The following is a 25349-nucleotide window of genomic DNA, read 5'->3' as shown; positions in this document are numbered from 1 at the left end:
TCAAATCAGTTCACCGGCATGGAAAGGCATTTCGTGTCCTACGCACGCCCCCTCACGTCCTCCGCCACCGCCCCGCTCGACCTCGCCGCCTTCCCGGCGGACTTCGCCTGGGGCACGGCCACCTCCGCGTACCAGATCGAGGGCGCGGTCGCCGAGGACGGCCGCGCCCCCTCCATCTGGGACACCTTTGCCCACACCCCCGGCGCCGTCGACAACGGAGACCACGGCGACACCGCCTGCGACCACTACCACCGCTGGCCCACGGACATCGCCCTGATGAAGGAGCTCGGCACCGACGCGTACCGGATGTCGATCGCCTGGCCGCGCGTCCTGCCCGGCGGCGACGGCCCGGTCAACGCGGCCGGTCTCGACTTCTACGACCGGCTCGTCGACGCCCTCCTCGACGCGGGGATCACGCCCAGCGTCACCCTCTACCACTGGGACCTGCCACAGGCGCTGCAGGACCGGACGGGCCGGAACCGGCCGGGGGAGCGGCAGGGCGGCTGGACCGAACGCGACACCGCCGAGCACTTCGCCCGCTACACCTCCGTGGTCGCCGCCCGCCTCGGCGACCGGGTCGGCCAGTGGGCCACCCTCAACGAGCCGCTGTGCTCGGCCTGGATCGGCCACCTGGAAGGGCGGATGGCCCCCGGCTGGACCGACCTGACCGCCGCCGTCCGCGCCTCGTACCATCTCCTCCTCGGCCACGGTCTCGCCGTCCAGGCACTCCGCGCCGCCGTCCCCGGCGCCCGGATCGGCCTGGTCACCAACCACTCCACCATCGAACCGGCCTCCACCCGCCCCGAGGACGTCGCCGCCGCCGTCCGCGCCGACGGCCACAGCAACCGCTGGTGGCTGGATCCCGTCTACGGGCGCGGTTTCCCCGCCGACATGCGCGAGCTGTACGGCGTCGAGCTGCCTGAACAGGAAGGCGACTCGGCCGTGATCGGCGCGCCCCTCGACTGGCACGGCCTGAACTACTACTTCCCGGTCACCGTCGCCGACGACCCGGCCGGCCCCGTCCCGTACGCCCGCGAGGTCCGCGTCCCCGGTCTGCCCCGTACGGGCATGGACTGGCCCGTCGACGCCGACGGCCTCGAAGCCTTCCTGCTGCGCCTCACCGAGGAGTACGGCGTGCGCCGGCTGTACGTCACCGAGAACGGCTCGGCCTTCCCCGACGCCGTCGGGCCGGACGGACGGGTCGACGACCCGCGGCGCGCCGGCTACCTGGAGCAGCACCTCGCGGCCTGCGCCCGCGCCCTGCGCAAGGGCGCCCCGCTGGCCGGCTACTACGCCTGGTCCCTGCTCGACAACTTCGAGTGGGCCTACGGCTACGACAAGCGGTTCGGCCTGGTCCACGTCGACTACGCGACCCAGCGCCGGACGGTCAAGGCCAGCGGCCGGCGGTACGCGGACATCATCCGCGCCCACCGGACACAGAACCGCTGACCCCCCACCGAGAAACCCACAAGGAGCCGCCGTGTACCACACCCTGCACCGCTCCCGACCACGCCGGGCGCTCGCCCGCTTCACCACCCTCGTCACCGCTTTCATGACCGCCCTCCTCGGCGGGCTGATCGCGCTCGCCCCGGCCGGACCGGCGCGGGCGTCGGCGGCGGCCGTGCCGGTCCTGCTCTCCCAGGGCCGGCCGGTCACCGCCTCCAGCCAGGAGAACGCCGGCACCCCGGCGACCGCCGCCGTCGACGGCGACCTCGGCACCCGCTGGTCCAGCGCCTTCGCCGACCCCCAGTGGATCCAGGTCGACCTCGGCGCCCCCGCCGCCCTGAGCCGGGTCGACCTCAACTGGGAGACCGCCTACGGCTCCGCGTACCGCGTCGAGACCTCCACCGACGCCACCACCTGGACCACCGCCTACGCCACCACCACCGGTCACGGCGGCATCGAGTCGCTGCCGGTCTCCGGCACCGCCCGCTACGTCCGCCTCACCGGCCAGACCCGGGCCACCGGGTGGGGCTACTCGCTGTGGGAGTTCCAGGTGTACGGCACGACCGACGGCGGCACGACCCTGCCGGGCGGCGGCGACCTCGGGCCGAACGTGCACATCGTCGACCCGTCCACGCCGAACATCCAGGCACAGCTGGACGACGTCTTCCGGCAGCAGGAGTCGGCGCAGTTCGGCAGCGGCCGGCACGCCTTCCTGTTCAAGCCCGGCACCTACAACGGCCTCAACGCCCAACTCGGCTTCTACACCCAGATATCCGGCCTCGGGCTGCGCCCCGACGACACCCTGATCAACGGCGACGTGACCGTCGACGCCGGCTGGTTCAACGGCAACGCCACCCAGAACTTCTGGCGCTCCGCCGAGAACCTGGCCCTGAACCCGGTCAACGGCACCGACCGCTGGGCCGTCTCCCAGGCGTCCTCGTTCCGCCGCATGCACGTCAAGGGCGGCCTCAACCTCGCGCCCACCGGCTACGGCTGGGCCAGCGGCGGCTACATCGCCGACAGCCGGATCGACGGCCAGATCGGCAACTACTCGCAGCAGCAGTGGTACACCCGCGACAGTGCCGTCGGCGGCTGGTCCAACTCCGTGTGGAACCAGGTCTTCTCCGGAGTCGAGGGCGCACCGGCCACCACCTTCCCCGAGCCCAAGTACACGACGCTCGACACCACCCCGATCTCCCGCGAGAAGCCCTTCCTCTACTACGAGGGCGGCCAGCTGAAGGTCTTCGCCCCGGCCAAGCGGACCGGCGCCCGCGGCGTCAGCTGGGCGGCCGGCACCCTGCCCGGCGAGTCCGTCCCGCTCAGCCGCTTCTACGTCGTCAAGCCGGGCACCACGGCCGCCACCATGAACCAGGCCGTCGCCCAGGGACTGCACCTGCTCTTCACCCCGGGCGTCTACCACGTCGACCGCACGGTGGAGATCAACCGCCCCGGCACCATCGTGCTCGGCCTCGGCCTCGCCACCATCGTCCCGGACAACGGTGTCACCGCCCTGCGCGTCGGTGACGTCGACGGCGTCCGCCTCGCCGGCCTCCTCATCGACGCCGGTACGGTGAACTCGCCGACGCTCCTGGAGATCGGCCCGCAGGGTGCCGGCGCCGACCACGCGGCCGACCCCACCACCGTCCAGGACGTCTACCTCCGCATCGGCGGCGCCGGCGCCGGCCGCGCCACCACCGCCATGGCCGTCAACAGCGACGACACGATCATCGACCACACCTGGGTCTGGCGCGCCGACCACGGCGACGGCGTCGGCTGGGACACCAACCGCGCCGACTACGGTGTCCGCGTGTACGGCGACGACGTACTCGCCACCGGCCTGTTCGTCGAGCACTTCAACAAGTACGACGTCGAATGGTTCGGCGACCGCGGCCGCACCGTCTTCTTCCAGAACGAGAAGGCGTACGACGCCCCGAACCAGGCCGCCGTCCAGGACGGCCCCTACCTGGGGTACGCGGCCTACCGCGTCGACGACTCCGTCACCACCCACGAGGGCTGGGGCCTCGGCAGCTACTGCTACTACAACACCGATCCCACCATCCGCCAGGACCACGGCTTCCGCGCCCCGGTGAAGCCCGGCGTCCGCTTCCACAGCCTGCTCGTCGTCTCCCTCGGCGGCAAGGGGCAGTTCAACCACGTCATCAACGCCACGGGCGCCCCGACCTCGGGCACGGACACCGTCCCGTCCACGGTCACCTCGTATCCGTGATCACGAACCCCGTTGCGGCCCCGGATCGCGATCGTGGATGATCAACCGGAGCCGAAACCAAGGGGGATGGCATGCGATATTCCGACGGGCCGCGCGTGGAGTGCGAGGTTCACATCGAGGCGCCCGCGGCGCGGGTCTGGGCGCTCGTGACCGACATCCATCTGCCCGCGCGGCTCAGCAAGGAACTGCAGCGCGTCGCATGGCTCGACGGCGCGGAAGGTCCCGAGCCGGGCGCGCGCTTCGAGGGACACAACCACCACGAGATGATCGGCGACTGGCGGACCGTCTCCCACGTGATCGAGATGGACGAGGAGCGGGTCTTCGCCTGGGCCGTCACGGACGTCGACGGCCGGTACGGAGCGCCGACGGTGGACCCCGCGAAGTCGCTCGCCACCTGGCGGTACGAGCTCGAGGCCGACGGCGAGGGCACCCGGCTGCGGCAGTCGGCCCTCCTCGGGCCGGGCCCCAGCGGGGTCACCCTCACCATCGACCGCCGACCGGACAGGGAGGAGGAGATCGTCGCCTTCCGGCTCGGGGAACTGCGCGCCGGGATGGAGGCCGCCCTCCGCGGCATCAAGGCACTCGCGGAGGAACGCGGGTGACGGTCCGGCGCGGGGCCGTCAGTTCTCCGGGACGTCCCTGACGAACACGTCCGAGGGGCCCGATGAACGTGTCGCCGGGCGCGACGCCACGCAAGTGGGAGCGCGCCGGTCTGGTGCGCCCGCGCCGCGACCCGCGGACCGGGTACCGCGTCTACGACGAGGCCGACGTACGCGACGCCCGGCTGGCCCATCGGCTCAGGCGGGGCGGAGCCGGAGGCGTACCTCCGGCTCCGCGAGCGCGGATGAGACGCACGAGGCCCCCGGATCCCTGAGACGGATTCCGGGGGCCTCGCCGTTACCGGGCCGGCGCGGGCGTCACGGCGTCGGTGTCCTCCAGATGCCGCGGCCGTGCGTGGCCACGTAGACCTGGCTGCCGTCCGGGCTCGGCGCGAGGTACACCGCCGGTGAGGTGGGCAGGTTGGTGCCCAGGCGCGCCCAGTGGCCGGTGCCGGCCGTGGTGCTGGTGAAGACGCCCAGGTCGGTGGCGACGACGAGGGTGCCGTCCCTGGTGATCAGGGCCGAGTTGGCCGGGGCGTCCGGGAAGGAGTCGGCGGCGGCGCTGTCGCCGCTGACGTCCTTCCAGGTCGCGCCGCCGTCCGTGGTCTTCCAGACGTGGCCGTAGCCGGCGCCGGGGCCCTCGTTCCAGTGCCGCGAGAAGCCGTTGACGATCGCGTACACCGTCTTGCCGGAGGCGTCGGACGGGTCGATGGTCACGCCGGAGACGTAGCGGTTCGGGAAGGCGGCGGGCAGGGCTATCTGGTGCCAGGTGCCGCCGTAGTCGGTGGCGATGCCGCGCCCGAACGTGCCGTCGACCTTGGAGCAGGGGCCGCACCAGGCCACCCAGGTGACGTGGTGGCGGCTGGCGACCGCCGAGGCGGAGTGGCCGGCGCCCAGGTCGAACAGCCGGGTCCAGTCGGCGCCCGACGTGCTCTGCCAGGTTCGGGTGTTGCCCCAGACGTACTGGCCGCCCGCGACCCACAGGCCGTTCGGGTCGGTCTCGTCCGCGGCGAACGGGGCGATGAAGCGGGCGCCCGGGTCGCCGGGCGCGATGTCCCTGATCACGTCCTCGGCGCCGTTGTCGCTCGCGGTGAAGCCGCAGTTGTCGGTGATCTGCAGCGCGAGGTCGACGTACTCGCCGACCGTCTGGCAGCCGTTGTCCGGGTTGACCAGCTGGTCGCCGCCGTCGCCGCCGAACGGCGCGACCATCTCGCCGTTCGGGTTGAGCTGCTGACCCTGGTACGTGGCACCCTTGGGCGCGAGCAGCGAGACGCCGTTGTCCTGCAGGCCGCCCCAGACCGCCTCGCCGCTGCCGTCGGGCAGCCTGCCCGCGCGCACCGAGTAGTACTGGAGGTTGCGCAGCGTGCCGGACTCGTTGAGGTTGCGCCAGCCGGCGGTCGTCTGCGCGGTGGGCCGGGCGTAGGCGCCGCCGTCGTTGCCGACGAACACCTCCGGCGTGCCGCCCTGCCACTGCGAGAAGGCGAGCGCGTGCTGGTCGGAGTGCATCACGTCGCCGTCGCAGGAGTTCGCGGCGGCGTCGTACGAGAAGCACGGCATGCCGAAGTTCCAGTAGCGGCCGATCGCCTTCCAGGTGGCGCCGCCGTCACGGGACTCGAACACCTCCTCAAGGCCCAGGTAGACGTGGTTCGGGTCGCTCGGGTCGACCGCGATGACCTGGTCGTACCAGGCCTGGGAGCCGGGCTGGTAGCCGGAGCCGATCTCCGTGAGCTTCATCGCGGAGCCGGAGGCCGACAGCGCCGAGGAGGTCGCGATCTGCTTGAACGGCCCGTTCGCGTCGCCGCTCTCGCTCACGTACACCCCGGCCAGGACGGAGTAGACCCCGGCTCCGGAGGACTTGTTGAGGAGCTTGGGCGACTCCATCGACACGTACAGCCTGCTGCCGTCCGCCGCGTACGCGAAGGCCGCGTTGCCGATCTCGGCGGGGTTGACCGCCCCCGTCGGGTTGGCGCGCTTCCACGTGGTGCCGGCGTCGGAGGAGTAGTAGAAGCCGTTGTAGTCGGCCCCGCCGCGCCAGGCCACGTTGGCCAGCAGCTTCCTGCCGTCGCTGCCGGGCTGTACGGCGATGTCGTCGGCGATGTCCGCGTAGTGCACGTCCACGCCGCAGCCGACGCCGCTGATGCCGACGCCCGCGCAGGGCGCGAGGACCTTCGTCCAGGCGGCGGACTGCACCGCGGCGAGCGGGCGCCGGAAGACACCGTGCGAGGAGGCCGCGAAGACGTATCCGGCGGCCTTGTCGAAGGTGAGCGTGTGGACGGAGGACGAGTCCAGCTCCGTACCGCCCACCTTGTCGCTCTCGCCGAAGGTTCCGGTCACCGGGTTCGCGAGCCGGTACACGCCGCTGCCCAGGTAGTTGTCGGACGCGGTCGTGGCCTCGCCGGTCGCCAGCCACAGCGCGCCGTCGGGCGCGACCGCGAGGGCGCCCACGGACAGCGCGGGCAGCCCGTCGGCGATCGGCGTCCACGTCCCGCCGTTGTCGACGGACCGGAACACACCGCCGCCCGCCGCGCCCGCGTAGACCACGCCGCGGTGCGTGGGGTCGGTGGCCAGGGCCGCGATCCGGCCGGACGAATGACCCGTGCCGGCACCGGAGTTGGACGCCGACTGGTCACGGTAGTGCAGTGCGTCCTCGTCGTACGGGGAGGTGGTCACCTCGGACCAGCTCCCCGTCCTGACCGGCATGTTCCTGATGTGCGCCCAGGCACCGGCGTACGCGCCCGGCGCCACCTGGTCGGCGGGGGAGAGCCTCGGCTCGTTGAACGAGTCGAGGGACTCCATGAGTTCATGGGACTCCTCGCCCGCCACCTCGTGACGGCTGGAACCCGTGTCGCCCTCCCCGTAGGCGGTGACGGGTCCCGTCCCCGCTATCAGGAATGCGGCGGCGACGACGGCCAGCGCCGTTCTGCCGCCGCGCTCCGCTCCGCGGCGCGGTCTGCGCCGTGCGGAATTCACACGCATGGACTGTCTCCGGCTTCTTCGGCGTAAGGCGCGCCGCCCCTACGGCCGCACGCGATCTCCTACTGCCGAGCGCCGGAACCGTACTCCCGTGCGTCCCACCAGCCTCAGGTGTTTACGGCGACTTTACGGAATGCCTGCCGTGCCCTGGTGGTCAGGCCCAGGGGTCGAAGGGGATGCCCGCCGGCCTCGAGGCGTTGAGGAGGTTGCGGAAGCGGTCGTCCTTGTCGGTGATCTTGATGGTGGCGGCGCCGAAGTCCGCGGTCATGAGCCGGTCGCGGAGCCAGAGGGAGGGGTATCCGTTCCAGTCGACCAGCGGGGGGTGGCGCCAGTCGTGGTAGTGGTTCTCCGGCGGCTCGTCGTTGCTGTTGGCGAGCCGGAAGAAGTGCGTGCTCAGGCCGTCCTTGTGATAGACGACCTTCGGGTGGGAGCCGTCGAAGCGGACCTGCGAGGCGGCGTAGGTCCGCACCTCGCTGTGCTGCGTGGTGGACACGTACGCCACCCGGTTCGCCGCCTGGTCGACCCAGGAGATCACGTGCTCCCAGTCGTGGCGGTGGCCCCCGAGGCTGATGCCGTTCAGGGCCTGGTCCTTCTCGAAGTAGCTCGCGTACACGATGGCGCACCAGCCGTTGTTGCACTTCGAGCGCGCGTACGTCTGGGAGTTGTCCAGGTCCGACTGGTCATGGCAGTTGCCGTTGACGGCACCTGTCGGGTTGAGACCGGGAGCGAGGGTGCCGTCGGGGCCGATGGCGGGGGTGGCGTAGCAGCCGTCGGTGTCGTAGTCGTACGCGGGCGAGAAGGACTGCTCGTAACCGCCCGCGCTCTGGGGCAGGTTGTGCGGCGGCTCGGCGTAGGCCGTCGCGGTGGAGAGCAGCACGGCCAGGACGGCGGTGCCGAGGACGGTCGCCGTTCGGAGGGGCGATGGGGCCTTCATGCATCCTCGCTTTCGACGTGATGTGACGTGACGTGGACGTGGACGTGGACGTGACGGACGGACTCGTCGCAGGAATCGGCGCAGGACTCAGAGAGTGCCGCAGTCGGCGTGGCGGCGGTAGGGGTCACACGTCGGTGCGTGCGCGGTGCGCGGCACCCGCCGACGCCGCCACCACGCACAGCACCGCGACCCGCTCCGACGAGCGCAGCGACTCCTGGAGCACGACGAGACCGATGAGGGCCGCCATCGCCGGTTCGAACCGGGAGGGCGAACCCCGTTCGGACCCTAGAGGCTGTCGTTCCCCGCCCTCGACGGCTCCAGGACGGCGGCCGCCAGCCGCTCACGGAACCAACGGTGCCCGGGATCAGCCGAGTTGCGGGGATGCCAGGCCATCCCGATGTCGAGGGGCGCCAGGTCGAGAGGGATGGGGAAGGCCCGCAGACCCATGGCGGCGATGGTGTCGGGCAGCCAGTCGGCCAGACCGAGCGCGACGAGGTCGGTGTCCCGCGCGAGCATCATGGCGCTCGTGTGGCTGGGCACGACGACCGCGATCCGGCGCCGCAGCCCCAGTTCCGCGAGCGCGCTGTCGATGGGCCCGAGGCGCTTGCCGAGGCGGGAGATGCCGATGTGGTCGGCCGCGGCGAAGCGGCGCACGTCGACGCGCGCGTCCGTCCGCCCCCGGAAGAGGGGGTGGTCGCTGCGGGCGACGCCGACCAGCGGCATCGGGGTGAGCGGCCGGGTGCGGATCTCCGGGTCCAGGTGTCCGAGGACGCCCAGTTCGACGTCCACCCAGCCCTGCCGCAGTCCGGGGCCGCCCTCCACCGCCTCCGGCAGGAAAACCACGTCCACCTGCGGGGCCTCCGCGTGGATCCGCTCGGCGAGGGTTCCGGCCACGCCCACCAGGAGCAGATCGGTGGCCTGCACGGTGAAGGTGCGCTGGAGGTGTGCGGCGTCGAAACCGGGTCCGGGGCGAAGAACGTTCTCGCAGCCGCGCAGCAACGCGCCGACCTCCTCGCGGAGTTCCTCGGCGCGCGGGGTCGGGACCATGCCCTGGCCGGCCCGGACGAGCAGTGGATCGCCGACGGCACGGCGGAGGCGGGCCAGCGTACGGCTCACCGCCGCGGGCGAGGTGCCGAGCCGTTCGGCGGCGCGGGTCACGCTGTGTTCCTGGAGCAAGACGTCCAGGACCCGCAGCAGGTTGAGATCCATGGCTCCCTCACCTCCACTGACGTGCGTCTTTACGTCTGAGGCAATGATCGGATGCCAATCTTTGCATGGTGCGGGAGCCCGCCGGCGCGGAGAGTGGGAGATGCCCGCGAAGCCGCGTGGCATTCCCTTCACCCTGTTCAAGGAGCAGCTGTGCAGCAGTCCCCCCGTGCCGGCCGAGAAGGCGATGTGCTGGCGGTCGTCAGCCAGAGCGGACCCACCGTCTCGTTCTTCGACGCCGCCTCCGACCGGCACCTCGGCACGACCGAAGTCCTCGCCGAGCCGCACGAGTTGTGCTTCGACGCGGAGCAGCGCCTGCTGTGGTGCACCACCACCTACCACTCGGGCTACTACCACGCGAACGGCGGCCGGCGCACCGAACTGACCGTCATCGACCCCGACACCCGCCGCATCGTCGACGTCGTCGACCTCGCCCCGGAACACGGGCCGCACGGGCTGGCGCTCGACCCGGTGCGCCGCCGTCTCTACGTCAGCGTGGAGAGCACGGAGGACCGGCCCGGCGGAGTCGTCGTGATCGACACGCGGACCCGTCGTCCGCTGGGCCGGATCGACACGGACGCGCCCGGCCCGCACTGGTTCGCTGTCGACCCGGCGGGCAGGACGGGTTTCGCCACCAACAAGGAGGCGCCCTTCGTCTCGGTCGTCGACCTCGAACGCGGCGTCCTCACCGCGAAGGTCGAGGTGCCGGGCAGTGAGGGGCTCGCCGTCTCCGCCGACGGCACGCACGCCTTCGTCGCCGCGCCCTACGGCTCCTTCTCCGGCCCCGCCGACGAACGGCCCGCCACCGGAATCCGGGTCATCGACGCCCGTGCCGCGTCCGTCACCGACATCCTGCCCACCGAGGACATCGTCCTGCCGGTGCACCTGACATCGACCGGGAAGCTGCTCGCGGGCGAACTGCGCATGGCTCCGGACCCGGTGTCCCGGCTCGGCCGCCACGCCCCGGGCCGCCTCACGGTGTTCTCCGCCGACACGCACAAGCGACTCGGGGACGTCGAGGTCGGGCTCTTCCCGCTGACCATCACCTCGTCGCCCGACGGACGCCTCGCCCATGTGGCCTGTGTCGTCTCCTCCACCGTCGACGTGGTCGACCTGGAGACGCTGGAGCCCCTGGCCAGGCTGGACATCGCGAAGCTGGGCGAGCCCGGCGCGCACGGACTCGCGTACATCCCCCGCCCGGCCTGAACCACCGTCGCCTGCCGGCTCAGCGCGGAAGAACCCAGTCCGGCGCCCAGGTTCCGGCGGCGCCGTGGCCGGCCCCCGTGGCGGCGAGATGGGCGCGGAGGGTGGCCAGTGCGGGGTGGGGGTTGTCGCGGTGCCACAGGAGCGAGTGCGGGTAGACGAGCGTCGGGTCGGTCACCGGGATGCGGCGCAGTCCGTGGCCGGCGGGCCAGACCAGCCGGGTGTGCTCGCTCATGAAGGTGGCCAGGGCCGGAGTGTCGGCGACGGTGTCGAGGAGCGCGTCGGAGCCGAAGTTGGGGCCGGTCGCCTCGATCGTGAGGCCGAACTCGGCGACGAGGTCCTCGTAGTAGGCGGCCCACTCGCTGCCGGGGACGATGCCGGGCATCCAGATCCGGTGCCCGGCGAGCCGGGCGACGGTCACCGACCGGGCGCCCGCCAGCGCGTGGCCGGGGCCGGTGAGCAGCTGGAGCGGCTCGTCGAGCACCCGTACGGACTCGATGTCCTCGGGAAGGGGCCGGCCGGGCGCGGCGACGGCACGGAACGACGCGTCGATCGCACCCGACCGGATGGAGGCGAGGGCCGTGTCGATGTCGAGCAGCATCACCACGTCGAGTTCGATGTCGGGGTAGGCGCGGTGGAACTCGCGCATCAGGCCCGACGCCGCACCGCGCGAGTTGAGCACGTCGACGCGCAGCGGACGGCGCCCGGCGCGCACGGACGCCACCGCCCGCTCGGCGGCGCGCAGCAGCTCGCGCGCGTGCGGCAGGAACGCCTGGCCGTCGATGGTGAGCTCGGCGCCGCGCGGCGTACGGGCGAACAGCCGCACACCGAGGTCGCGCTCCAGTACGGCGATGCGCTTGGAGACGGCCTGCTGGGTGATCGACAGGTCGGCGGCGGCCTTCTGGAACTGGCCCGCTTCCGCGACGGCGACGAAGGTGCGTACGGCTTCGATGTCCACGCCGACCACCTTAGTGAACAACAGTTGGTTGTGCGGAGACGGCAGGGCGGTTGTTTGACCTGCGGTTGTGCCGCTCGATTAGCTCTCATCCGTCGATATTGATCAACGTCGGTTTGTTCGGGCGGTTCGGGTGGGACGTCGAGGGAGCGTGCTGGGCATGGTGGGCAGGAGACGACTGGGCCGGCCGTTCGGCTGGCTGTGGGCGGCGTACGCGGTGAGCGCCTACGGGTCCGGCCTCGGGTTCGGGGCCCTGCCGCTGATCGCCGTACTGGTGTTGCACGCCGGCCCCGCCGAGGTGTCCGCGCTGTCCGCGGTGGGGCCGGCCATGGGCGCGCTGATCGCGGTGCCGCTCGCGCCGTGGGTGGAGTTCCGGCGCAAACGTCCGGTCATGATCGCGGCGGACCTCGCCCGCTTCGCGGCCATGGCGACGATCCCGGTCGCCTATGCCTTCGGCGGGCTCGGCTTCGTCCAGCTGCTGGCGGTCTCGGCCGTGGTCGCCGCGGCGAGGATCGCGTTCGGTGCGGCGAGCGGCGCCTACCTCAAGGCCCTGGTCCGGCCGGACGACCTGCTCGTGGCGAACGCGCGGTTCGAGTCCACGAACTGGAGCTCCATCGCGGTCGGACCGCCGCTCGGCGGGGCGGCGGTCGGCGTGTTCGGACCGGTCGTCACCGTGGTGGCCGACGCGTTCAGCTACCTGCTGTCCGCACTCGCGCTCACCGCCGGCCGCGGCCGGGAGGAAGCGCCGCGGCCCACCGGCGACAGCCGGGTCCGGGCCGGCGCACTGCTCGACGGCTGGCGGCACATCATGGGCCATCGCGGCCTGCGCGCGCTCTACCTCAACAACGTGCTCGTCTCCGGTCTGATCATGGCCACCGAGCCCCTGCTGGCCGTGCTCCTGCTGCGCCGGCTCGGCTTCCCGCCCTGGCAGTACGGCCTCGCCTTCGCCCTTCCCTGTCTCGGCGGACTCGTCGGTTCCCGTCTGGCCCCCCGCGTCGTGGCCCGCTACGGCCGCCACCGGGTCTTCCGTACCGTCGGCACCCTGCGCGCGATCTGGCTGATCGGGCTGGTCCTCGTCCGTCCCGGACTCGTCGGCCTCGTCACCGTCATCGCCGTCGAGCTGGCGATCATCGTCAACATGAGCCTGTACACCCCGGTGCTCGCCACCTACCGGCTCGAACACACCCCCAGGCATCTGGTCGCCCGCACCCTGTCGGCCTGGGCGGTCGGCCAGCAGGCGTCCATCGCCGTCCTCACCGCGCTCGGCGGACTGCTCGCCGACGTCACCGGCCCGCGCACCGCCCTCGCGGTCGCGGGACTGCTCATCCTGGCCACGCCGCTCCTGCTTCCCCGACGCGACGAGGCGCCGCGGCACGAGCCGGAACCGTCCCGTATCCACGCATGACCCATCGCCGCAGCAAGGAGAACACCCGCGTGAGCACCGCCCCCGACCTTGCCCCTGCCCTCGACCCCGCGCACACCGCCCTTCTCGTCATGGACTTCCAGCCCGCGATCCTGGCCGCGCTGCCCGACGGAGCGGACCGAGAGGCCCTGCTCGGCCGGGTGGCAGGGGCCGTCGCCGACGTACGGGCCAAGGGTGGCACCATCGCCTACGTACGCGTCGGCTTCACCGAACCCGACTGGGACGCCGTCCCGGCCGCGAACACCTCCTTCGCCCCGGTGGCCCGGCACCGGGTGATGCACGACGAGGACCCGGCCACCGCCGTCCACGAGCGCCTGGCTCCCCAGGACGGCGACATCGTCGTGCGCAAGGTCCGCTACGGAGCCATGTCCACCACCGACCTCGACCGCCGGCTGCGCGAGCGCGGCATCACCACGCTGGTCGTCTCCGGCATCAGCACGGGCGGTGTCGTCCTGTCCACCGTCACCGACGCGGCCGATCGCGACTACCGGCTCTACGTCCTGTCCGACGGCGTCGCCGACCCGGACCCCGAGGTCCACGACGTCCTGCTGCGCCGGGTGTTCCCGTCGCGGGCCCAGGTCATCGAAACGGCCGGGCTGCGCGCGCTGCTCGGCGCCGGCTGACTCCGGCCTCGGTACGCTGGCCCGGCTCAGGCCCCGCCCTCCTGTGCCTGCGCCTGGGCCTGAAGCTTGTCCACGTACTCGGTGACGATCGAGAGGAACCGGGCCGGGTCCTCGAACGGCAGCCCGTGTCCGCCGGGGACCTGGACGTACTCGGCGCCGTCGATGGCGGCGGCCAGCTCGCGCTGGTGGTGGGTCGGGACGATCCGGTCGTCCTCGCTCGCCACCACGAGGGTGGGGGCGGCGACGCGCCCCACGGCCTCGCTCAGGTCGACCCGGCCGTCCAGTTCGATCTGGCCGAGGATGCGCTCGTCGAGCATGGCCGTGAAACCCGCGGCCATCTCGGTGAACTGGGCGTCGTCGAGAGCGCCGAGAAGACCGGGGCCCATCGCGCTGAGGATCAACTGGCGGGCCAGCAGCTCCGGGTCGGTCCGCAGCAGACGCGCCCACAGGTCGAACATGAAGGCCTCGCGCGGGGTCGTCCGCACCCATCCGGCGTGCAGGAGCAGCGAGGTCACGGCCTCGGGGTGCCGGGCCGCCACCGCCGTGGCGATGGCCGAGCCCACCGAGTGACCGGCCAGATGGAACCGCTCCAGTCCGGCGGCGCGGGCGGTGGCGACGACCCGGTCGGCGAGTTCGTCCAGGTCGAGGGGTGCGGGGTCGACGGCGGTGGCGCCCGCGCCGGGCAGGTTGGGGGCGACGACCGTGTACCGGTCCGACATCTCGTCGATGAGAGGCCCCCAGTTCGACGTCGCGTCGGCGCCGGTGCCGTGGATCAGGACGAGGCCCGGGCCGGACCCGGCGACGACGTGGTCGAGGAGTTCGGGGCTGTTCATGGATTGCCTCCAGGAAGCGGCACGCGAAGAGCGCGAGCGGCACGAGTTCGATGACAGAGGCCTTATATGTATCAGAGTTCTGTCATAAGCCAGGGTTCGATCGGATGGATGACGTACGATCCCTCCATGAACATGCCGGTCACCGAACGCCTCGGCCTGCACATCAAGCGGGTCGAGCAGGAGCTGATGGCGGCGAAGCACGCCGCCCTCCGGCCGCTCGGGCTGACGGTCCCGCAGTACGCGGCGCTCTACACGCTTCACGAGCACCCGGGGCTGTCCGCCGCCGCGCTCGCCCGCGCGTGCCTGGTCACCCCGCAGACCATCGCCACCGTGCTCGCCAACCTCGAGACGAAGGAGCTGATCACGCGCCGGCCGCACCCCTGGCACCGCAAGGTGACGGAGGTGCACCTCACCGACGACGGACGCCGGCTGCTCGCGCAGGCCGACGCGAAGGCCGTCGCCATCGAACGGCACATCGCCGACGAGTTCAGCGCCGAGGAGCGCGCGCTGCTCGTCGACCTGCTGGCCCGCGTGTCGAGTCGGCTGACCCCGACCAACAGCGACCCGGAAGAGGCCGGCGCATGACCACGTCACCATCGTCACCCGGAGCGGCGCGGGCTGACGGACCGTCGGTCCTGATCGGCGCCCTCGTCCCGCTGTCCCGGCCCGGCTGGACCGAGGCGGGCCGGCACCTGCTCGCCGGTCTCGAGACGGCCGTGCACGAGGTCAACGGCGCCGGCGGAATCGCCGGAAGGCCACTCGAGCTGGTGGTGCGCGACACCGCGGCCGATCCGGAGAAGGCCGCCGTGGCCGTGGACGAGCTGGCCCAGCTGGGCGTGACGGCTCTGGCGGGGGAGTACCACAGCGTCGTCGCCCGCGCCGCCGCCGCCCGGGCCGCCGCCCTCGGCCTGCCGTACCTCTGCTCCTCCGCCGTCCTCGACGCGCTCACCGAACAGCCGACGGACCGGGTCGCGCGCCTCGCCCCGGCGCAGTCCCAAGGCTGGCGCCTCTACGCGGACTTCCTCCTCGACGCGGGCCACAGCCGCATCGCCGTGGCGATCCAGCCGAGCGTCTACTGGGCATCCGGAACCCGCATCCTGCGTGACCACCTCGCACCTCGCGGCGGCACCGTCGTCGAACTCGACATGAGCACGCTCGCCCCGACGGACGTGTGCGACGAACTCGTGCGCCATCGCGCGACGGCCCTCCTGCTGCTGGTCGGCCACCCGGAGCCGGCGGTGCCCGTCGTCAAGGCCGTCCGCCACGACCGGCGCCTCGCCGAGCTCCTGATCGGCGCACCGGCCGGGCAGCCGGAATTCCCCGAATGGGCTTCGCTGCTGGGCGACGACGGCACGGCGATCCCGTTCCTGCGCTACCTGCCCGAGCCGCTCGGCCCGCTCGGCGCACGCGTCGGGACGACCCTGCGCGAGCGGCTGGGCGAAGCGCCCTCCTTCGTCGCCTTCGAGGGCTACGACACGGTCACCGTCCTCGCCGACGTACTGCGCTCACACGGCCTCGACCGGACCCGCATCGCCGCCTCCTGGCCGCACGTCGCCGTCGAGGGCACTCGCGGGAAGATCCGCTTCTCCCGTGTTCCGGGCATCGACGTCTGGCAATGGGCCTGGCCGCCCCTCCAGGTCGCCGACCGGGACCCGGCGCGGCCCGGTCGTTTCCGCGTCCTTCGTACCGGCTGAGGGAGGTACGACGGGCGTCGAGCCGGGCTATGCGCCGATGTCCTCGTTCCACAGCTCCGGCCGCGCCCTGATGAAGTCCGTCATCATCGCGACGCACTCGGCGTCGTCCACCACGACGATCTCCACGCCGTGCTCGGCCAGCCAGTCGTGCCCCCCGTAGAAGGTCCGCGCCTCACCGATGACGACCCGCGAGATGCCGAACTGCCGCACGAGGCCGCTGCAGTACCAGCACGGAGACAGCGTCGTCACCATCGTCGTACCGCGATACGTGCGCCGGCGCCCCGCATCGCGGAACGCGGCCGTCTCGGCGTGCAGGGACGGATCGTCGTCCTGTACGCGACGGTTGTGACCCCGGCCGAGCACGGTGCGCCCGTCCGGCGCGAACAGCGCGGCGCCGATGGGCAGGCCGCCCTCGGCGAGACCCGCGCGCGCCTCCTCGACCGCGACTTCGAGCATCCGCCGATCCGATTCCCGGGACATGACGTCCATTCTTCCCCGGCCCACCGCGCCGTGAACGGACAGCGGACCCTCGTGCCCGGGGCTACACCTTCACGCCGTCGCCCGGTGCCGCGTCGCGCTCGAGCGCGGCCTCGCCCTCCGTGTCGAGGTGCGGGAGTATGCGGTCGAGCCAGCGCGGGATCCACCAGGCGCGTGCGCCGAGCAGGGTCATCACGGCGGGCACCAGGAGGAGCCGGACGATCGTCGCGTCGATGAGCACGCTCGCCGCCAGGCCGAGGCCGAGCATCTTGACCACGATGTTGTCCGAGACGATGAAGGCCGCGAAGACGCTGACCATGATGAGCGCGGCACAGGTGATCACCCGGGCCGTGATCTCCAGGGCGTGGGCCACGCTCGCCTTCGGGTCGCCCGTGCGCAGCCACGCCTCGCGGACCCGCGACAGCAGGAAGATCTCGTAGTCCATGCTCAGTCCGAAGACGATGGCGAACATCATCATCGGCACGTAGCTCTCGATCGGCACCTTCCCGGACACGCCGAGCGCGGGACCGCCCCACCCCCACTGGAAGACCGCCACGACCACGCCGTACGCGGCGGCGATGGACAGCACGTTGAGGACGGCGGCCTTCACGGCCACCAGCAGGCCTCTGAAGACGGTCAGGATCACCAGGAACGCCAGCCCGACGACCACCGCGATGATCAGCGGCAGCCGGCTGGAGACGATGTCGAGGAAGTCCACCTGGGCGGCCGTGGTGCCGGTGACGTACGTCTTCGCGTCCGTCCCGGACACCGCCTGCGGCAGGACGTTGTCGACCAGGTTGTTGGTGAGGTCCGTGGTGCGCTCGTCCTGCGGTGAGGCGACCGAGTAGGCGGTGCCGACGAGGACGTCACCGTCGGGGGTGGCCTGCAGCGGGGTGATGGAGGCCGCGTCCGGCACACCGGTGAGCGACTGCTGCAGCTTGGTGGCGAGCGCGGCCCGGTCCTGGGGGGGCACGGCGGACTGGTCGACCACCAGCGTCAGCGGACCGTTGGCGCCGGGCCCGAAGGCCGTCGAGATCAGGTCGTACGCCCGCCGGTCCGTGAAGGACTTGGGGTCGGCGCCGTCGCCGATGTGACCGAGCTGGATGAACAGCAGCGGGAAGGCCAGGATCAGCAGGGTCACGACCCCGCAGACCAGGAACCACCACGGGCGTCTCTCCACGCGCTGCGCGTAGCGGTGCCAGGTGCCGTGCGCGGCGGCGCCCGGCTCGGCGTCGGTCTCGGCGACGGGTTTGCGCACGTGGAAGCGGTCGATGTGACGGCCGACGAGCCCGAGCATGGCTGGGACGAGGGTGAGCGCGGCGATGACGGCGGTGATCACGGTGAAGCCCGCGGCGAGGCCGAGCTTGCCGATGAAGGTGACGCCGGAGACCCACAGCCCGGACAGGGCGATGATCACCGTGCAGCCGGAGACGAGCACGGCCCGGCCGCTGGTGGTGGTCGCCAGGCCGGCGGAGTCGGCCGGATCGTGCCCGTTCATGATGTTCTGGCGGTGCCGCGTGATCAGGAACAGGGCGTAGTCGATGCCGACGCCCAGGCCGATCATGGTGGCCAGGGTCGGCGACACCGTGCCGAAGGCGAAGGCCGCCGCCATCAGGCCCAGCAGCGCGAGGCCGCAGATCGCGCCGATGAGCGCGGTGATCAGCGGCAGGACGGCCGCGATCACGCTGCCGAAGCCGATGAGCAGGACCACGATCGCGACGGCGAAGCCGATGGCCTCGCTGGTGCGGTCGTCGGGCGCGGGCCGGGCGAGCTCGCCGAGCGAGCCGCCGTACTCGACGGTCACGCCGGCGGCGCGCAGCGGCTGCACGGCGGCGTCGACGCCGTTGAGGTAGTCGGTGCCGAGGGTGGACGGCGGCACGCTGAAGCGCACGGTGATGTACGCGGTCTTGCCGTCCGTGGACAGCGGCCCGGTGTTGGGGGTCGAGGAGGGCGGCGGCGGGGTGGTGCCCGGCGGCGGCAGCGGGTTCTGCGCACTGAGCACGTCGGGCAGCTTCTGGAGCGCCGCGACGGCCGAGTTCACGGCCGACGACTCCTGGGTGAGCGGCCCGGACGGCCGGTTCAGGACGATCTGGGCCCCGTATCCGCCGGCCGCGGGATCGTGCGCCGTCAGGACGTTCAGGCCGTCCGAGGACTGCACCCCGGGAAGGGAGAAGTTGTCCGAGTACTGGCCGCCCACCGTCCGGTTCGCGATCTGAAGTCCGGCGACGGCCGCCAGCCACAGCGCGATGACGATGATGAAATGCCGGCCGCACCAGTGCCCGAGCCGGTAGAGGCCGCTCTTGCGCGCCTGCTTGCGACTGTGCTTCTGGTCCTGCCGTGGCTCCGGTCGGCCGCCCTTGTCCGGGCTTCGTGCGTTCATGGCACCGCCGCGTGCGGATAGGAAGGTCCCCGAGCGGAAAACAGCTGGATCAGCCCCCACCACGACCTGCCGGTCCTCAGGTCAATTGTTGGCCATCGGTGTCGCTTCGGCATCCCGGCGCCGCCCCGTGCGGCCCCCCGCTCCGGCCCGGTGCCGGCCGCCCCGCTCCCGGCCCGGTGCCGCCGGGCCGGGGCGGCCGCCCTCGCCGATAGTGGAGGGATGAAGCGCTATCCGCTCATCGCCGATCACGGCCTGGTGGGCGATCTGCAGACCGCCGCGCTCATCTCGCACGAAGGCGTGGTCGACTGGTTCGCGGCCCCCCGCTTCGACTCGCCCGGCATCTTCTCCGCGCTGCTCGACCACGACCGGGGCGGCTACTTCCGGCTCTCCGTCGACGCGCCCGACGTGACGGTGAAACAGCTCTACTACCCCGACACCGCGCTGCTCGTCACCCGGTTCATGTCCCCGGACGGCGTCGGCGAGCTGATGGACTGGATGCCCCCCGACCGTACCGGGCGGCGCACCGACCGGCACGCCATCCTGCGCCTGATGCGGTGCACCCGGGGCACCGTCACCTTCACCCTGGAATGCCGGCCGCGCTTCGGCTTCGGCAGCAACCCGCACGAGACCAGCCTCGACGGCCTCACGGCCACCTTCCGGGCGCCCGGGATCGCCGCGTTCCTCCAGTCCAACGTCCCCATGGAGCAGGACGGCCCGTACGACATCCAGGGCAGGCTCACGCTCACCGAAGGCGGCCTCGCCGGCGCCGCGTTCACCGTGGACGGCCCGGAGGCCGAGGCGCCGCCGCTGCCGGACTCCCACGCGGCCGAGACGGCGCTGTGGGACGCCGTCGAGTTCTGGCAGCGGTGGGTGGGCACCGCCCACTACCGCGGCCGCTGGCCGGACATGGTGCACCGCTCGGCCATCACCCTGAAGCTGCTCACCTATCTGCCCACCGGCGCTCCCGTCGCCGCCGCCACCCTCGGCCTTCCCGAACGCGTCGGCGGCGAGCGCAACTGGGACTACCGCTACACCTGGATCCGCGACGGCTCGCTCGCCGTACGGGCCCTGCTCGACCTCGGATTCGTGGACGAGGCCGCCGCGTTCACCGGCTGGCTCACCGACCGCGTGACGGAACGGGCCGCGGCACCCGCCGGCGGGGCCCGGCCGCTGCAGATCATGTACCGGGTGGACGGCGACCCCTGGCTGCCCGAGGAGATCCTGGAGGACTTCGAGGGATACCGGGGCTCCGCCCCCGTACGCGTGGGCAACGGTGCGGCGGACCAGCTGCAGCTCGACATCTACGGCGAGGCCCTGTACGCCCTCGCGCAGGGACGGGGCCTGGACACCCAGCCCACCTACCGGGGCTGGCAGGCGGTGTCCGCCCTGCTCGACTGGCTGGCCAAGTCATGGGACGGCCCCGACGAGGGCATCTGGGAGACCCGGGGCGGACAGCGGGACTTCACCTTCAGCCGCGTGATGTCCTGGGTCGCCTTCGACCGCGGGCTGCGCCTCGCCGAGGAGTTCGGCCGGCCCGCCGCCCTCGACACCTGGCGGGCCGCCCGCGACGAGATCTTCGCGCAGGTCCTGCACCGCGGCTGGAGCGAACGACGCCAGGCCCTGGTCCAGTCCTTCGGCGGCGACGTCCTGGACGCCTCCCTGCTCCTGATCCCCCGCACCGGCCTGCTCAACCCCACCGACCCGCTCTGGCTGACCACCCTCGACGCCATCGAACACGGCCTCGTCCACGACAGCCTGGTCCACCGCTACGACCCGGTCGCCTCCCCGGACGGACTGAGCGGCGCCGAGGGCACCTTCAGCCTCTGCACCTTCCTCTACGTGGACGCGCTGGCCCGCGCGGGACGCGTGCGGCAGGCCCGGTTCACCTTCGAGAAGATGCTCACCTACGCGAACCACGTCGGCCTGTTCGCCGAGGAGATCGGCCCGAGCGGCGAGCAACTGGGCAACTTCCCGCAGGCGTTCACCCATCTCTCCCTCATCATGGCCGCCACGACCCTCGACGAGGCACTGGACGCCCAGGGCCCCGGGAAGGGGGCCCGGCGGGACGGACCGCAGTCGTCGCGGTCGTGACAGGGGAGCCTCAGACGGCGCGGCGCGGCCTGGCCACCAGTTCCCCACCGCAGTTGGGGCACCTGTCGCTCATGGCATCGGAGCACGGCACGCAGAACGTGCACTCGTACGTACAGATCCGAGCGGGGGCGTCGACGGGCAGGGCGGTCGTCTCACAGCGTTCGCAGCGTTCGCGCATCTCAAGAGCCATGCGCTCATCCTGCGCGAAGGCCCGCCCACCGGAAAACCGGCCGCGGGCCAAAGATCGACGGGATCGGGACAGCACGTGACGTCTGCCGGAAAACCGGTTGGGGCGGGAGGGACGCACGGCTACGGTGAGATCCACCAGCACCTCCCGGTGCGCAGGCCCGCGGATACTTCTTCCACAGAAACCACGCCGCAGGCCACTACTGATCTCGGGAGGCAGATGGCGGCGGGGTGCCCGGTGCGCAGGCCGGGGATACTTCCACTGTTAATGGGGTGACGCGGGTTCGAATCCCGCCCGGCGCTTCGGGCGCCGGTAGCTCAGCGGCCCAGAGCACCTTGTCTCCCCATCCGATCCGATCTCGGGCACCCCCACGCCGCGCCTCCCCTCCACACGTGAGGGGAACCCCCATGGCACGCTTCAACCTCCGCAGGGCCCGCCCGTCGGCAGGCTCGCCCGTCACGACGACCGGGGAGCCGACGCGCACCCACGAGGGCGCCGCCGGGCACCTGCGCGACGCCAGGAGCGAGCTGTTCCTCCTGGCCGTCGCCAACACCGTCGGCTCCGACACCTTCTACGAGAAGGCCGACGCCCGGGACGACCGCTTCACCGCCCTCGTGCGGCAGCTCGCCGTCGAGGACCCCGCCTGGACCGCCGGACTGCTCGCATGGCTCCGCACGGGCGGCAACATGCGCACGGCGTCGCTCGTCGGCGCCGCCGAGTTCGTCAAGGCCCGCCTCGACGCCGACGGTGCCGCCCGGGCCGTGCCCGCCCGGGCGGCCGGTTCCGGCCCCGGCGTCGCGTCCTGGTCGAACCGCTCGGTCATCGACTCCGTGCTCCAGCGCGCCGACGAGCCCGGCGAGATGCTCGGCTACTGGACCGCACGTTACGGGCGCCGCCTGCCGAAGCCGGTCAAGCGCGGCGTCGCCGACGCCGTCCGGCGCCTCTACAACGAGCGTTCCCTGCTCACGTACGACACCGACGCCAGGGGCTACCGCTTCGGCGACGTCCTCGAACTCGTCCACGCCGCTCCGCACCCGGACAAGCCGTGGCAGGGCGAGCTGTTCAAGCACGCCATCGACCGCCGCCACGGCCGCGGCGAGGACATCCCGCCGCGGCTGGACATGCTCGTCCGGCGCGCGTCGCTGCTGAGACTGCCCGTCGCCGACCGGCGCCCGCTGCTCCACGACCCGGAGCAGCGGGACGCGTTGGCGAAGGCGGGCATGACGTGGGAGGCGCTCGCGGGCTGGCTCCAGGGCCCCATGGACGCCACCGCGTGGGAGGCGGTCATCCCGTCCATGGGGCTGATGGCGCTCGTCCGGAACCTGCGGAACTTCGACGAGGCCGGCGTCGGCGACGAGACCGCCGCGCGCGTCGCGGCGCGGCTGGCCGACGCCGACGAGGTACGCCGTTCCCGGATGTTCCCGTTCCGGTTCTGGGCCGCGTACCGGGCGGCGCCGTCTCTGCGCTGGGGCCACGCCCTGGAGCAGGCCCTCGGCCACTCGCTGGCCAACGTGCCCGCCCTGCCGGGGCGGACGCTGATCCTCGTCGACCGCAGCCCGAGCATGTTCCCCGGGTACGGGTACTCCACGCCCAACCGGTCCGACATCCCGCTCGCCGAGCAGGCCGCCGTGTTCGGCGCGGCGCTCGCCGTACGAGCCCAGGCACCGACGCTGGTGGAGTTCGGGCAGAGCGCCCGGGAGATCGCCGTTCCGCGGGGCGGCAGCGTGCTGCGCCTGGTCGAGCGGTTCGGACAGATTCCCGGCACGGACATCCCGTCGGCGGTCAAGGAGTACTACGCGGGTCACGACCGGGTCGTCGTCGTCACCGACGAGCAGACGCGACCGGGCTGGCTGCCGTCGAACTGCTACGCGTACAACGGCATGCCGGAGACCCGCATCGACGACCTGATACCGAAGCACGTCCCCGTGTACATGTGGAACATGGCCGGCTACCGCGAGGCCGCGATGCCTTCCGGCGGCGGCAACCGGCACGCGCTCGGCGGCCTCACGGACGCGGCGTTCGGCATGATCCCACTGCTGGACGCCGGTCGTGACGCCCGCTGGCCGTGGGAGTGAGGCCGGGCCGCGGACTCAGTACACGTGCCCCACATGCGCCAGGGCCTGCTTCAGCAGGACGCCGTGACCGCCCGGCATCTCGCTCTGCAGGGCCACCGACGCCGCCTCCTGAGGGCTGACCCACACCAGGTCGAGCGCGTCCTGGCGCGGCCGGCAGTCGCCGGTGACGGGAACGATGTAGGCGAGGGACACGGCGTGCTGACGTGGGTCGTGGAAGGGGGTGATGCCGGCCGTCGGGAAGTACTCGGCGACGGTGAAGGGCTGGAGGGAGGCCGGGACCCGGGGCAGGGCGACGGGGCCGAGGTCCTTCTCCAGGTGACGCAGGAGTGCGTCGCGGATCCGTTCATGGTGCATGACGCGGCCGGAGACCAGGGTGCGGCTGATGGTTCCGTCCGCGCCGATGCGCAGGAGCAGTCCGATGCTGGTTACTTCGCCGGCGTCGTCCACGCGTACGGGTACGGCCTCGACGTACAGGATCGGCATATGGGCCCTGGCGGCGCTGAGCTCGTCGGAGCTCAGCCAGCCGGGCGTGGTCTCGGTGATGTCGGACATCGCTTGATCGTACTTTCCTGAACGGGGGTCAGCCCAGGGTTGGGTGTGGGCCGGGCGGGTGGACGTCCATGCGAACGGGGTCCGCGCGGTGCGGCGGTGGCCCGTGCCGCCTATCGGATGGCGTATCCGTCCCACAGCGGGCCGCCGGCTCGCTCCAGGACCTCGGTCACGGCGGCGGTGAAGGCGGCGGTGTCTCCGGTGACCGCCCGCGCGGCGGACTCGGTCAGCGCGAGGTGCAGCCGAGGGGCGGCCGCCGCCAGCCGCCGTGACAGCCACTTGCCGGTGCCGAGCCAGTGGCCGCCGGACAGCAGGGCCAGTTCGGAGGCGCGTTGCAGCGTGTGGGCGACCAGGTGTATCCGCTCGGCGGGATCCGTGCAGCCGCGCAGGTCGTCGAGCAGATCGGTGAGGACGTAACGCTGGTAGTCCCGCTCGCGGTCCGAGAGCGGCGGCGGGCCGGCGGCCAGGCGCCGGCCCGCCTCGGCCTGCAGCGTGGCGCCGAGCCCGTCGCTGTCGACCAGGAGCATGCCCTCGCAGCACATGGCGAGCAGCGGCGAACTGCGCTTGGCGGTCTCCTGGTCGGCGAAGTTCCGCCAGTCGGCCTCGGTCTGCACGAACAGTTCCACGGGCCAGCCGCGGTGGACCAGGTTCTCCCGGCTGGGGGCGGGCGGCCCGTCCAGGAGGACCACGATGTCCAGATCGGAGGTGGCCGTGCGGCGGTCGGTCAGCACGCTGCCGGCGAGGAAGGCCGCCCGGGCGGCGGGAAACCGCTCCTGCACGAGTGCGCGGGCGGTCGGTACGGGGTCGTCCATGACCGCAGGATACGTACCCCGGCTTGCGGCAGCGGCGGGAGCCGGGCCTGGTCAGCGCGGTGCGGAGTCGTCGGCGGGGAAGGCGGGGCCGTGGCCGGGCACGATCACGGATGCCGCGTCGAGCACCCGCAGCCGGGACGCCCGCAGGATGTCGTGGTCGGGGGCGACGGGGTCGTCGACCGGACCGTTGGGCCGCCACCACAGGTCGCCGACGAAGGCGACGACGCCCGCGTCCGTACCCGCGAGCAGGGTGATGTCCTCGGCGCTGTGCCCCGGGGTGCGGATCAGCCGGAGGGACGGGGAGAGTTCGTACCCCTCGGCGTCGCGGTCGGTCCACTGGTCGTGGTGGTAGATCGCCTTGTGGTCGTGGACGCGGGCCTGGCCGAAGAGCCCGACGTTCATGGTGTTGTCGGGGTGGTGGTGGCTGAGGACGACATCGGTGATGTCGTCGGGCGTGAGCCCGAGTTCGGCGAGCGGACCGAGGATGCGGTCGCAGCCGGCCACCATGCCCGGGTCGACGATCACATGGCGGTCGCCGTCGTGGACGTAGGACACGGTGGCAGCCACTCCCGGGCCGGTGGAGAGGGTGTAGCCGGTGGTCAGGATCGTGTAGGCGGCGCTGCGGCCGAGCGGTGCGTTCGTCATGGCCCTTAGTCTTCTCG

Annotated in this window: 22 protein-coding genes and 1 pseudogene; 11 read left to right on the top strand and 12 right to left on the bottom strand. The window is 72.2% G+C overall.

The genetic code is table 11. The annotated features are described in order from the left end of the window. Nucleotides 1–18 precede the first annotated feature (18 nt). From ACWEV0_RS00890 to ACWEV0_RS00875, 4 genes and pseudogenes are all read left to right on the top strand, one after another. Nucleotides 19–1449, top strand: a complete 1431-nt coding sequence (locus tag ACWEV0_RS00890; protein ID WP_453145195.1) for a GH1 family beta-glucosidase — start codon at nucleotides 19–21, stop codon at nucleotides 1447–1449. A 103-nt stretch (nucleotides 1450–1552) separates the two neighbouring features. After that, the gene (locus tag ACWEV0_RS00885) at nucleotides 1553–3673 is read left to right on the top strand and encodes a discoidin domain-containing protein (protein WP_453145268.1); all 2121 of its coding nucleotides are present in this window, start codon (nucleotides 1553–1555) and stop codon (nucleotides 3671–3673) included. A gap of 71 nt (nucleotides 3674–3744) precedes the next feature. After that, entirely contained in the window at nucleotides 3745–4275 is a 531-nt protein-coding gene (locus ACWEV0_RS00880) for an SRPBCC family protein (RefSeq protein ID WP_453145193.1), read from the top strand. Nucleotides 4276–4355: 80 nt separating this feature from the next. After that, nucleotides 4356–4484: pseudogene (locus ACWEV0_RS00875) on the top strand (MerR family transcriptional regulator); the annotation flags it as partial. Between the two features lie 106 nt (nucleotides 4485–4590). Here ACWEV0_RS00875 and ACWEV0_RS00870 read toward each other — a convergent pair. The 4 genes from ACWEV0_RS00870 to ACWEV0_RS00855 all read right to left on the bottom strand — a co-directional run bounded on the left by ACWEV0_RS00870 (nucleotide 4591) and on the right by ACWEV0_RS00855 (nucleotide 9388). Continuing rightward, on the bottom strand, nucleotides 4591–7248 hold the full coding sequence (locus tag ACWEV0_RS00870) for a WD40/YVTN/BNR-like repeat-containing protein (RefSeq protein ID WP_453145191.1): 2658 nt from the start codon (nucleotides 7246–7248) through the stop codon (nucleotides 4591–4593). Nucleotides 7249–7399: 151 nt separating this feature from the next. Further along, nucleotides 7400–8179 (bottom strand): NPP1 family protein, encoded by a 780-nt coding sequence (locus ACWEV0_RS00865; RefSeq protein WP_453145189.1) that lies wholly within the window; start codon nucleotides 8177–8179, stop codon nucleotides 7400–7402. Between the two features lie 124 nt (nucleotides 8180–8303). Further along, complete coding sequence (locus tag ACWEV0_RS00860; protein ID WP_453145187.1) at nucleotides 8304–8426, bottom strand: hypothetical protein; 123 nt, start codon at nucleotides 8424–8426, stop codon at nucleotides 8304–8306. Nucleotides 8427–8464: 38 nt separating this feature from the next. Then, the gene (locus ACWEV0_RS00855) at nucleotides 8465–9388 is read right to left on the bottom strand and encodes a LysR family transcriptional regulator (RefSeq protein WP_453145185.1); all 924 of its coding nucleotides are present in this window, start codon (nucleotides 9386–9388) and stop codon (nucleotides 8465–8467) included. A 150-nt stretch (nucleotides 9389–9538) separates the two neighbouring features. On the opposite strand from ACWEV0_RS00855, the gene ACWEV0_RS00850 reads away from it, so the two are divergent. Beyond that, nucleotides 9539–10591 carry a YncE family protein gene (locus tag ACWEV0_RS00850; protein WP_453145184.1) on the top strand — a complete coding sequence of 351 codons (1053 nt, stop codon included), beginning with the start codon at nucleotides 9539–9541 and terminating at the stop codon, nucleotides 10589–10591. Nucleotides 10592–10610: 19 nt separating this feature from the next. Here ACWEV0_RS00850 and ACWEV0_RS00845 read toward each other — a convergent pair whose 3' ends face one another. Further along, the gene (locus ACWEV0_RS00845) at nucleotides 10611–11546 is read right to left on the bottom strand and encodes a LysR family transcriptional regulator (RefSeq protein ID WP_453145183.1); all 936 of its coding nucleotides are present in this window, start codon (nucleotides 11544–11546) and stop codon (nucleotides 10611–10613) included. Nucleotides 11547–11703: 157 nt separating this feature from the next. On the opposite strand from ACWEV0_RS00845, the gene ACWEV0_RS00840 reads away from it, so the two are divergent. Continuing rightward, a complete protein-coding gene (locus ACWEV0_RS00840) occupies nucleotides 11704–12948 on the top strand; it encodes an MFS transporter (protein ID WP_453145181.1) in 1245 nt (414 codons plus the stop codon). 29 nt (nucleotides 12949–12977) lie between these two features. After that, nucleotides 12978–13589, top strand: coding sequence for a cysteine hydrolase family protein (locus ACWEV0_RS00835; protein WP_453145179.1), 612 nt, complete (start codon nucleotides 12978–12980; stop codon nucleotides 13587–13589). Nucleotides 13590–13615: 26 nt separating this feature from the next. On the opposite strand, the gene ACWEV0_RS00830 is transcribed toward ACWEV0_RS00835, so the two are convergent. Further along, nucleotides 13616–14422 (bottom strand): alpha/beta fold hydrolase, encoded by an 807-nt coding sequence (locus tag ACWEV0_RS00830; RefSeq protein WP_453145177.1) that lies wholly within the window; start codon nucleotides 14420–14422, stop codon nucleotides 13616–13618. A gap of 108 nt (nucleotides 14423–14530) precedes the next feature. Here ACWEV0_RS00830 and ACWEV0_RS00825 point away from each other — a divergent pair, with 108 nt between their 5' ends. Continuing rightward, the gene (locus ACWEV0_RS00825) at nucleotides 14531–15007 is read left to right on the top strand and encodes a MarR family winged helix-turn-helix transcriptional regulator (RefSeq protein ID WP_453145175.1); all 477 of its coding nucleotides are present in this window, start codon (nucleotides 14531–14533) and stop codon (nucleotides 15005–15007) included. Next, nucleotides 15004–16116: an ABC transporter substrate-binding protein gene (locus ACWEV0_RS00820; RefSeq protein ID WP_453145173.1), complete on the top strand. Its 1113-nt coding sequence runs from the start codon at nucleotides 15004–15006 to the stop codon at nucleotides 16114–16116. Before ACWEV0_RS00825 ends, ACWEV0_RS00820 begins: the two co-directional genes overlap by 4 nt. 27 nt (nucleotides 16117–16143) lie before the next feature. Here the strand turns inward: ACWEV0_RS00820 and ACWEV0_RS00815 are convergent, their stop codons facing one another. Further along, nucleotides 16144–16605: a nucleoside deaminase gene (locus ACWEV0_RS00815; protein ID WP_453145171.1), complete on the bottom strand. Its 462-nt coding sequence runs from the start codon at nucleotides 16603–16605 to the stop codon at nucleotides 16144–16146. A 52-nt stretch (nucleotides 16606–16657) separates the two neighbouring features. Continuing rightward, nucleotides 16658–18973: an MMPL family transporter gene (locus tag ACWEV0_RS00810; RefSeq protein ID WP_453145170.1), complete on the bottom strand. Its 2316-nt coding sequence runs from the start codon at nucleotides 18971–18973 to the stop codon at nucleotides 16658–16660. Nucleotides 18974–19192: 219 nt separating this feature from the next. On the opposite strand from ACWEV0_RS00810, the gene ACWEV0_RS00805 reads away from it, so the two are divergent. Continuing rightward, nucleotides 19193–21064 carry a glycoside hydrolase family 15 protein gene (locus ACWEV0_RS00805; protein ID WP_453145168.1) on the top strand — a complete coding sequence of 624 codons (1872 nt, stop codon included), beginning with the start codon at nucleotides 19193–19195 and terminating at the stop codon, nucleotides 21062–21064. Nucleotides 21065–21074: 10 nt separating this feature from the next. On the opposite strand, the gene ACWEV0_RS00800 is transcribed toward ACWEV0_RS00805, so the two are convergent. Next, a complete protein-coding gene (locus ACWEV0_RS00800) occupies nucleotides 21075–21254 on the bottom strand; it encodes a DUF1272 domain-containing protein (protein WP_453145167.1) in 180 nt (59 codons plus the stop codon). 404 nt (nucleotides 21255–21658) lie between these two features. Here ACWEV0_RS00800 and ACWEV0_RS00795 point away from each other — a divergent pair, with 404 nt between their 5' ends. Continuing rightward, nucleotides 21659–23326, top strand: a complete 1668-nt coding sequence (locus tag ACWEV0_RS00795) for a TROVE domain-containing protein (RefSeq protein ID WP_453145165.1) — start codon at nucleotides 21659–21661, stop codon at nucleotides 23324–23326. A 15-nt stretch (nucleotides 23327–23341) separates the two neighbouring features. On the opposite strand, the gene ACWEV0_RS00790 is transcribed toward ACWEV0_RS00795, so the two are convergent. The 3 genes from ACWEV0_RS00790 to ACWEV0_RS00780 form a co-directional block, all read right to left on the bottom strand. After that, a complete protein-coding gene (locus ACWEV0_RS00790) occupies nucleotides 23342–23869 on the bottom strand; it encodes an NUDIX hydrolase family protein (RefSeq protein ID WP_453145266.1) in 528 nt (175 codons plus the stop codon). 119 nt (nucleotides 23870–23988) lie between these two features. Next, nucleotides 23989–24687, bottom strand: coding sequence for a nucleotidyltransferase domain-containing protein (locus ACWEV0_RS00785; RefSeq protein ID WP_453145163.1), 699 nt, complete (start codon nucleotides 24685–24687; stop codon nucleotides 23989–23991). A 51-nt stretch (nucleotides 24688–24738) separates the two neighbouring features. Further along, on the bottom strand, nucleotides 24739–25332 hold the full coding sequence (locus tag ACWEV0_RS00780) for an MBL fold metallo-hydrolase (RefSeq protein WP_453145161.1): 594 nt from the start codon (nucleotides 25330–25332) through the stop codon (nucleotides 24739–24741). Nucleotides 25333–25349 lie beyond the last annotated feature (17 nt).

The sequence above is a fragment of the Streptomyces sp. NPDC003943 genome (assembly GCF_053605265.1).
This window is presented reverse-complemented; position numbering and strand designations above follow the sequence as displayed.

What these genes read in the sequence shown, in the direction of transcription:
- ACWEV0_RS00880 (WP_453145193.1), top strand. Translation starts at nt 3,745, where the DNA reads ATGCGATATTCCGACGGGCCGCGCGTGGAGTGCGAGGTTCACATCGAG.
- ACWEV0_RS00800 (WP_453145167.1), bottom strand. Translation starts at nt 21,254, where the DNA reads ATGGCTCTTGAGATGCGCGAACGCTGCGAACGCTGTGAGACGACCGCC.
- ACWEV0_RS00820 (WP_453145173.1), top strand. Translation starts at nt 15,004, where the DNA reads ATGACCACGTCACCATCGTCACCCGGAGCGGCGCGGGCTGACGGACCG.
- ACWEV0_RS00815 (WP_453145171.1), bottom strand. Translation starts at nt 16,605, where the DNA reads ATGGACGTCATGTCCCGGGAATCGGATCGGCGGATGCTCGAAGTCGCG.
- ACWEV0_RS00805 (WP_453145168.1), top strand. Translation starts at nt 19,193, where the DNA reads ATGAAGCGCTATCCGCTCATCGCCGATCACGGCCTGGTGGGCGATCTG.
- ACWEV0_RS00825 (WP_453145175.1), top strand. Translation starts at nt 14,531, where the DNA reads ATGACGTACGATCCCTCCATGAACATGCCGGTCACCGAACGCCTCGGC.
- ACWEV0_RS00785 (WP_453145163.1), bottom strand. Translation starts at nt 24,687, where the DNA reads ATGGACGACCCCGTACCGACCGCCCGCGCACTCGTGCAGGAGCGGTTT.
- ACWEV0_RS00810 (WP_453145170.1), bottom strand. Translation starts at nt 18,973, where the DNA reads ATGAACGCACGAAGCCCGGACAAGGGCGGCCGACCGGAGCCACGGCAG.
- ACWEV0_RS00795 (WP_453145165.1), top strand. Translation starts at nt 21,659, where the DNA reads ATGGCACGCTTCAACCTCCGCAGGGCCCGCCCGTCGGCAGGCTCGCCC.
- ACWEV0_RS00855 (WP_453145185.1), bottom strand. Translation starts at nt 9,388, where the DNA reads ATGGATCTCAACCTGCTGCGGGTCCTGGACGTCTTGCTCCAGGAACAC.
- ACWEV0_RS00885 (WP_453145268.1), top strand. Translation starts at nt 1,553, where the DNA reads ATGACCGCCCTCCTCGGCGGGCTGATCGCGCTCGCCCCGGCCGGACCG.
- ACWEV0_RS00860 (WP_453145187.1), bottom strand. Translation starts at nt 8,426, where the DNA reads ATGGCGGCCCTCATCGGTCTCGTCGTGCTCCAGGAGTCGCTGCGCTCG.
- ACWEV0_RS00840 (WP_453145181.1), top strand. Translation starts at nt 11,704, where the DNA reads ATGGTGGGCAGGAGACGACTGGGCCGGCCGTTCGGCTGGCTGTGGGCG.
- ACWEV0_RS00865 (WP_453145189.1), bottom strand. Translation starts at nt 8,179, where the DNA reads ATGAAGGCCCCATCGCCCCTCCGAACGGCGACCGTCCTCGGCACCGCC.
- ACWEV0_RS00870 (WP_453145191.1), bottom strand. Translation starts at nt 7,248, where the DNA reads ATGCGTGTGAATTCCGCACGGCGCAGACCGCGCCGCGGAGCGGAGCGC.
- ACWEV0_RS00780 (WP_453145161.1), bottom strand. Translation starts at nt 25,332, where the DNA reads ATGACGAACGCACCGCTCGGCCGCAGCGCCGCCTACACGATCCTGACC.
- ACWEV0_RS00890 (WP_453145195.1), top strand. Translation starts at nt 19, where the DNA reads ATGGAAAGGCATTTCGTGTCCTACGCACGCCCCCTCACGTCCTCCGCC.
- ACWEV0_RS00830 (WP_453145177.1), bottom strand. Translation starts at nt 14,422, where the DNA reads ATGAACAGCCCCGAACTCCTCGACCACGTCGTCGCCGGGTCCGGCCCG.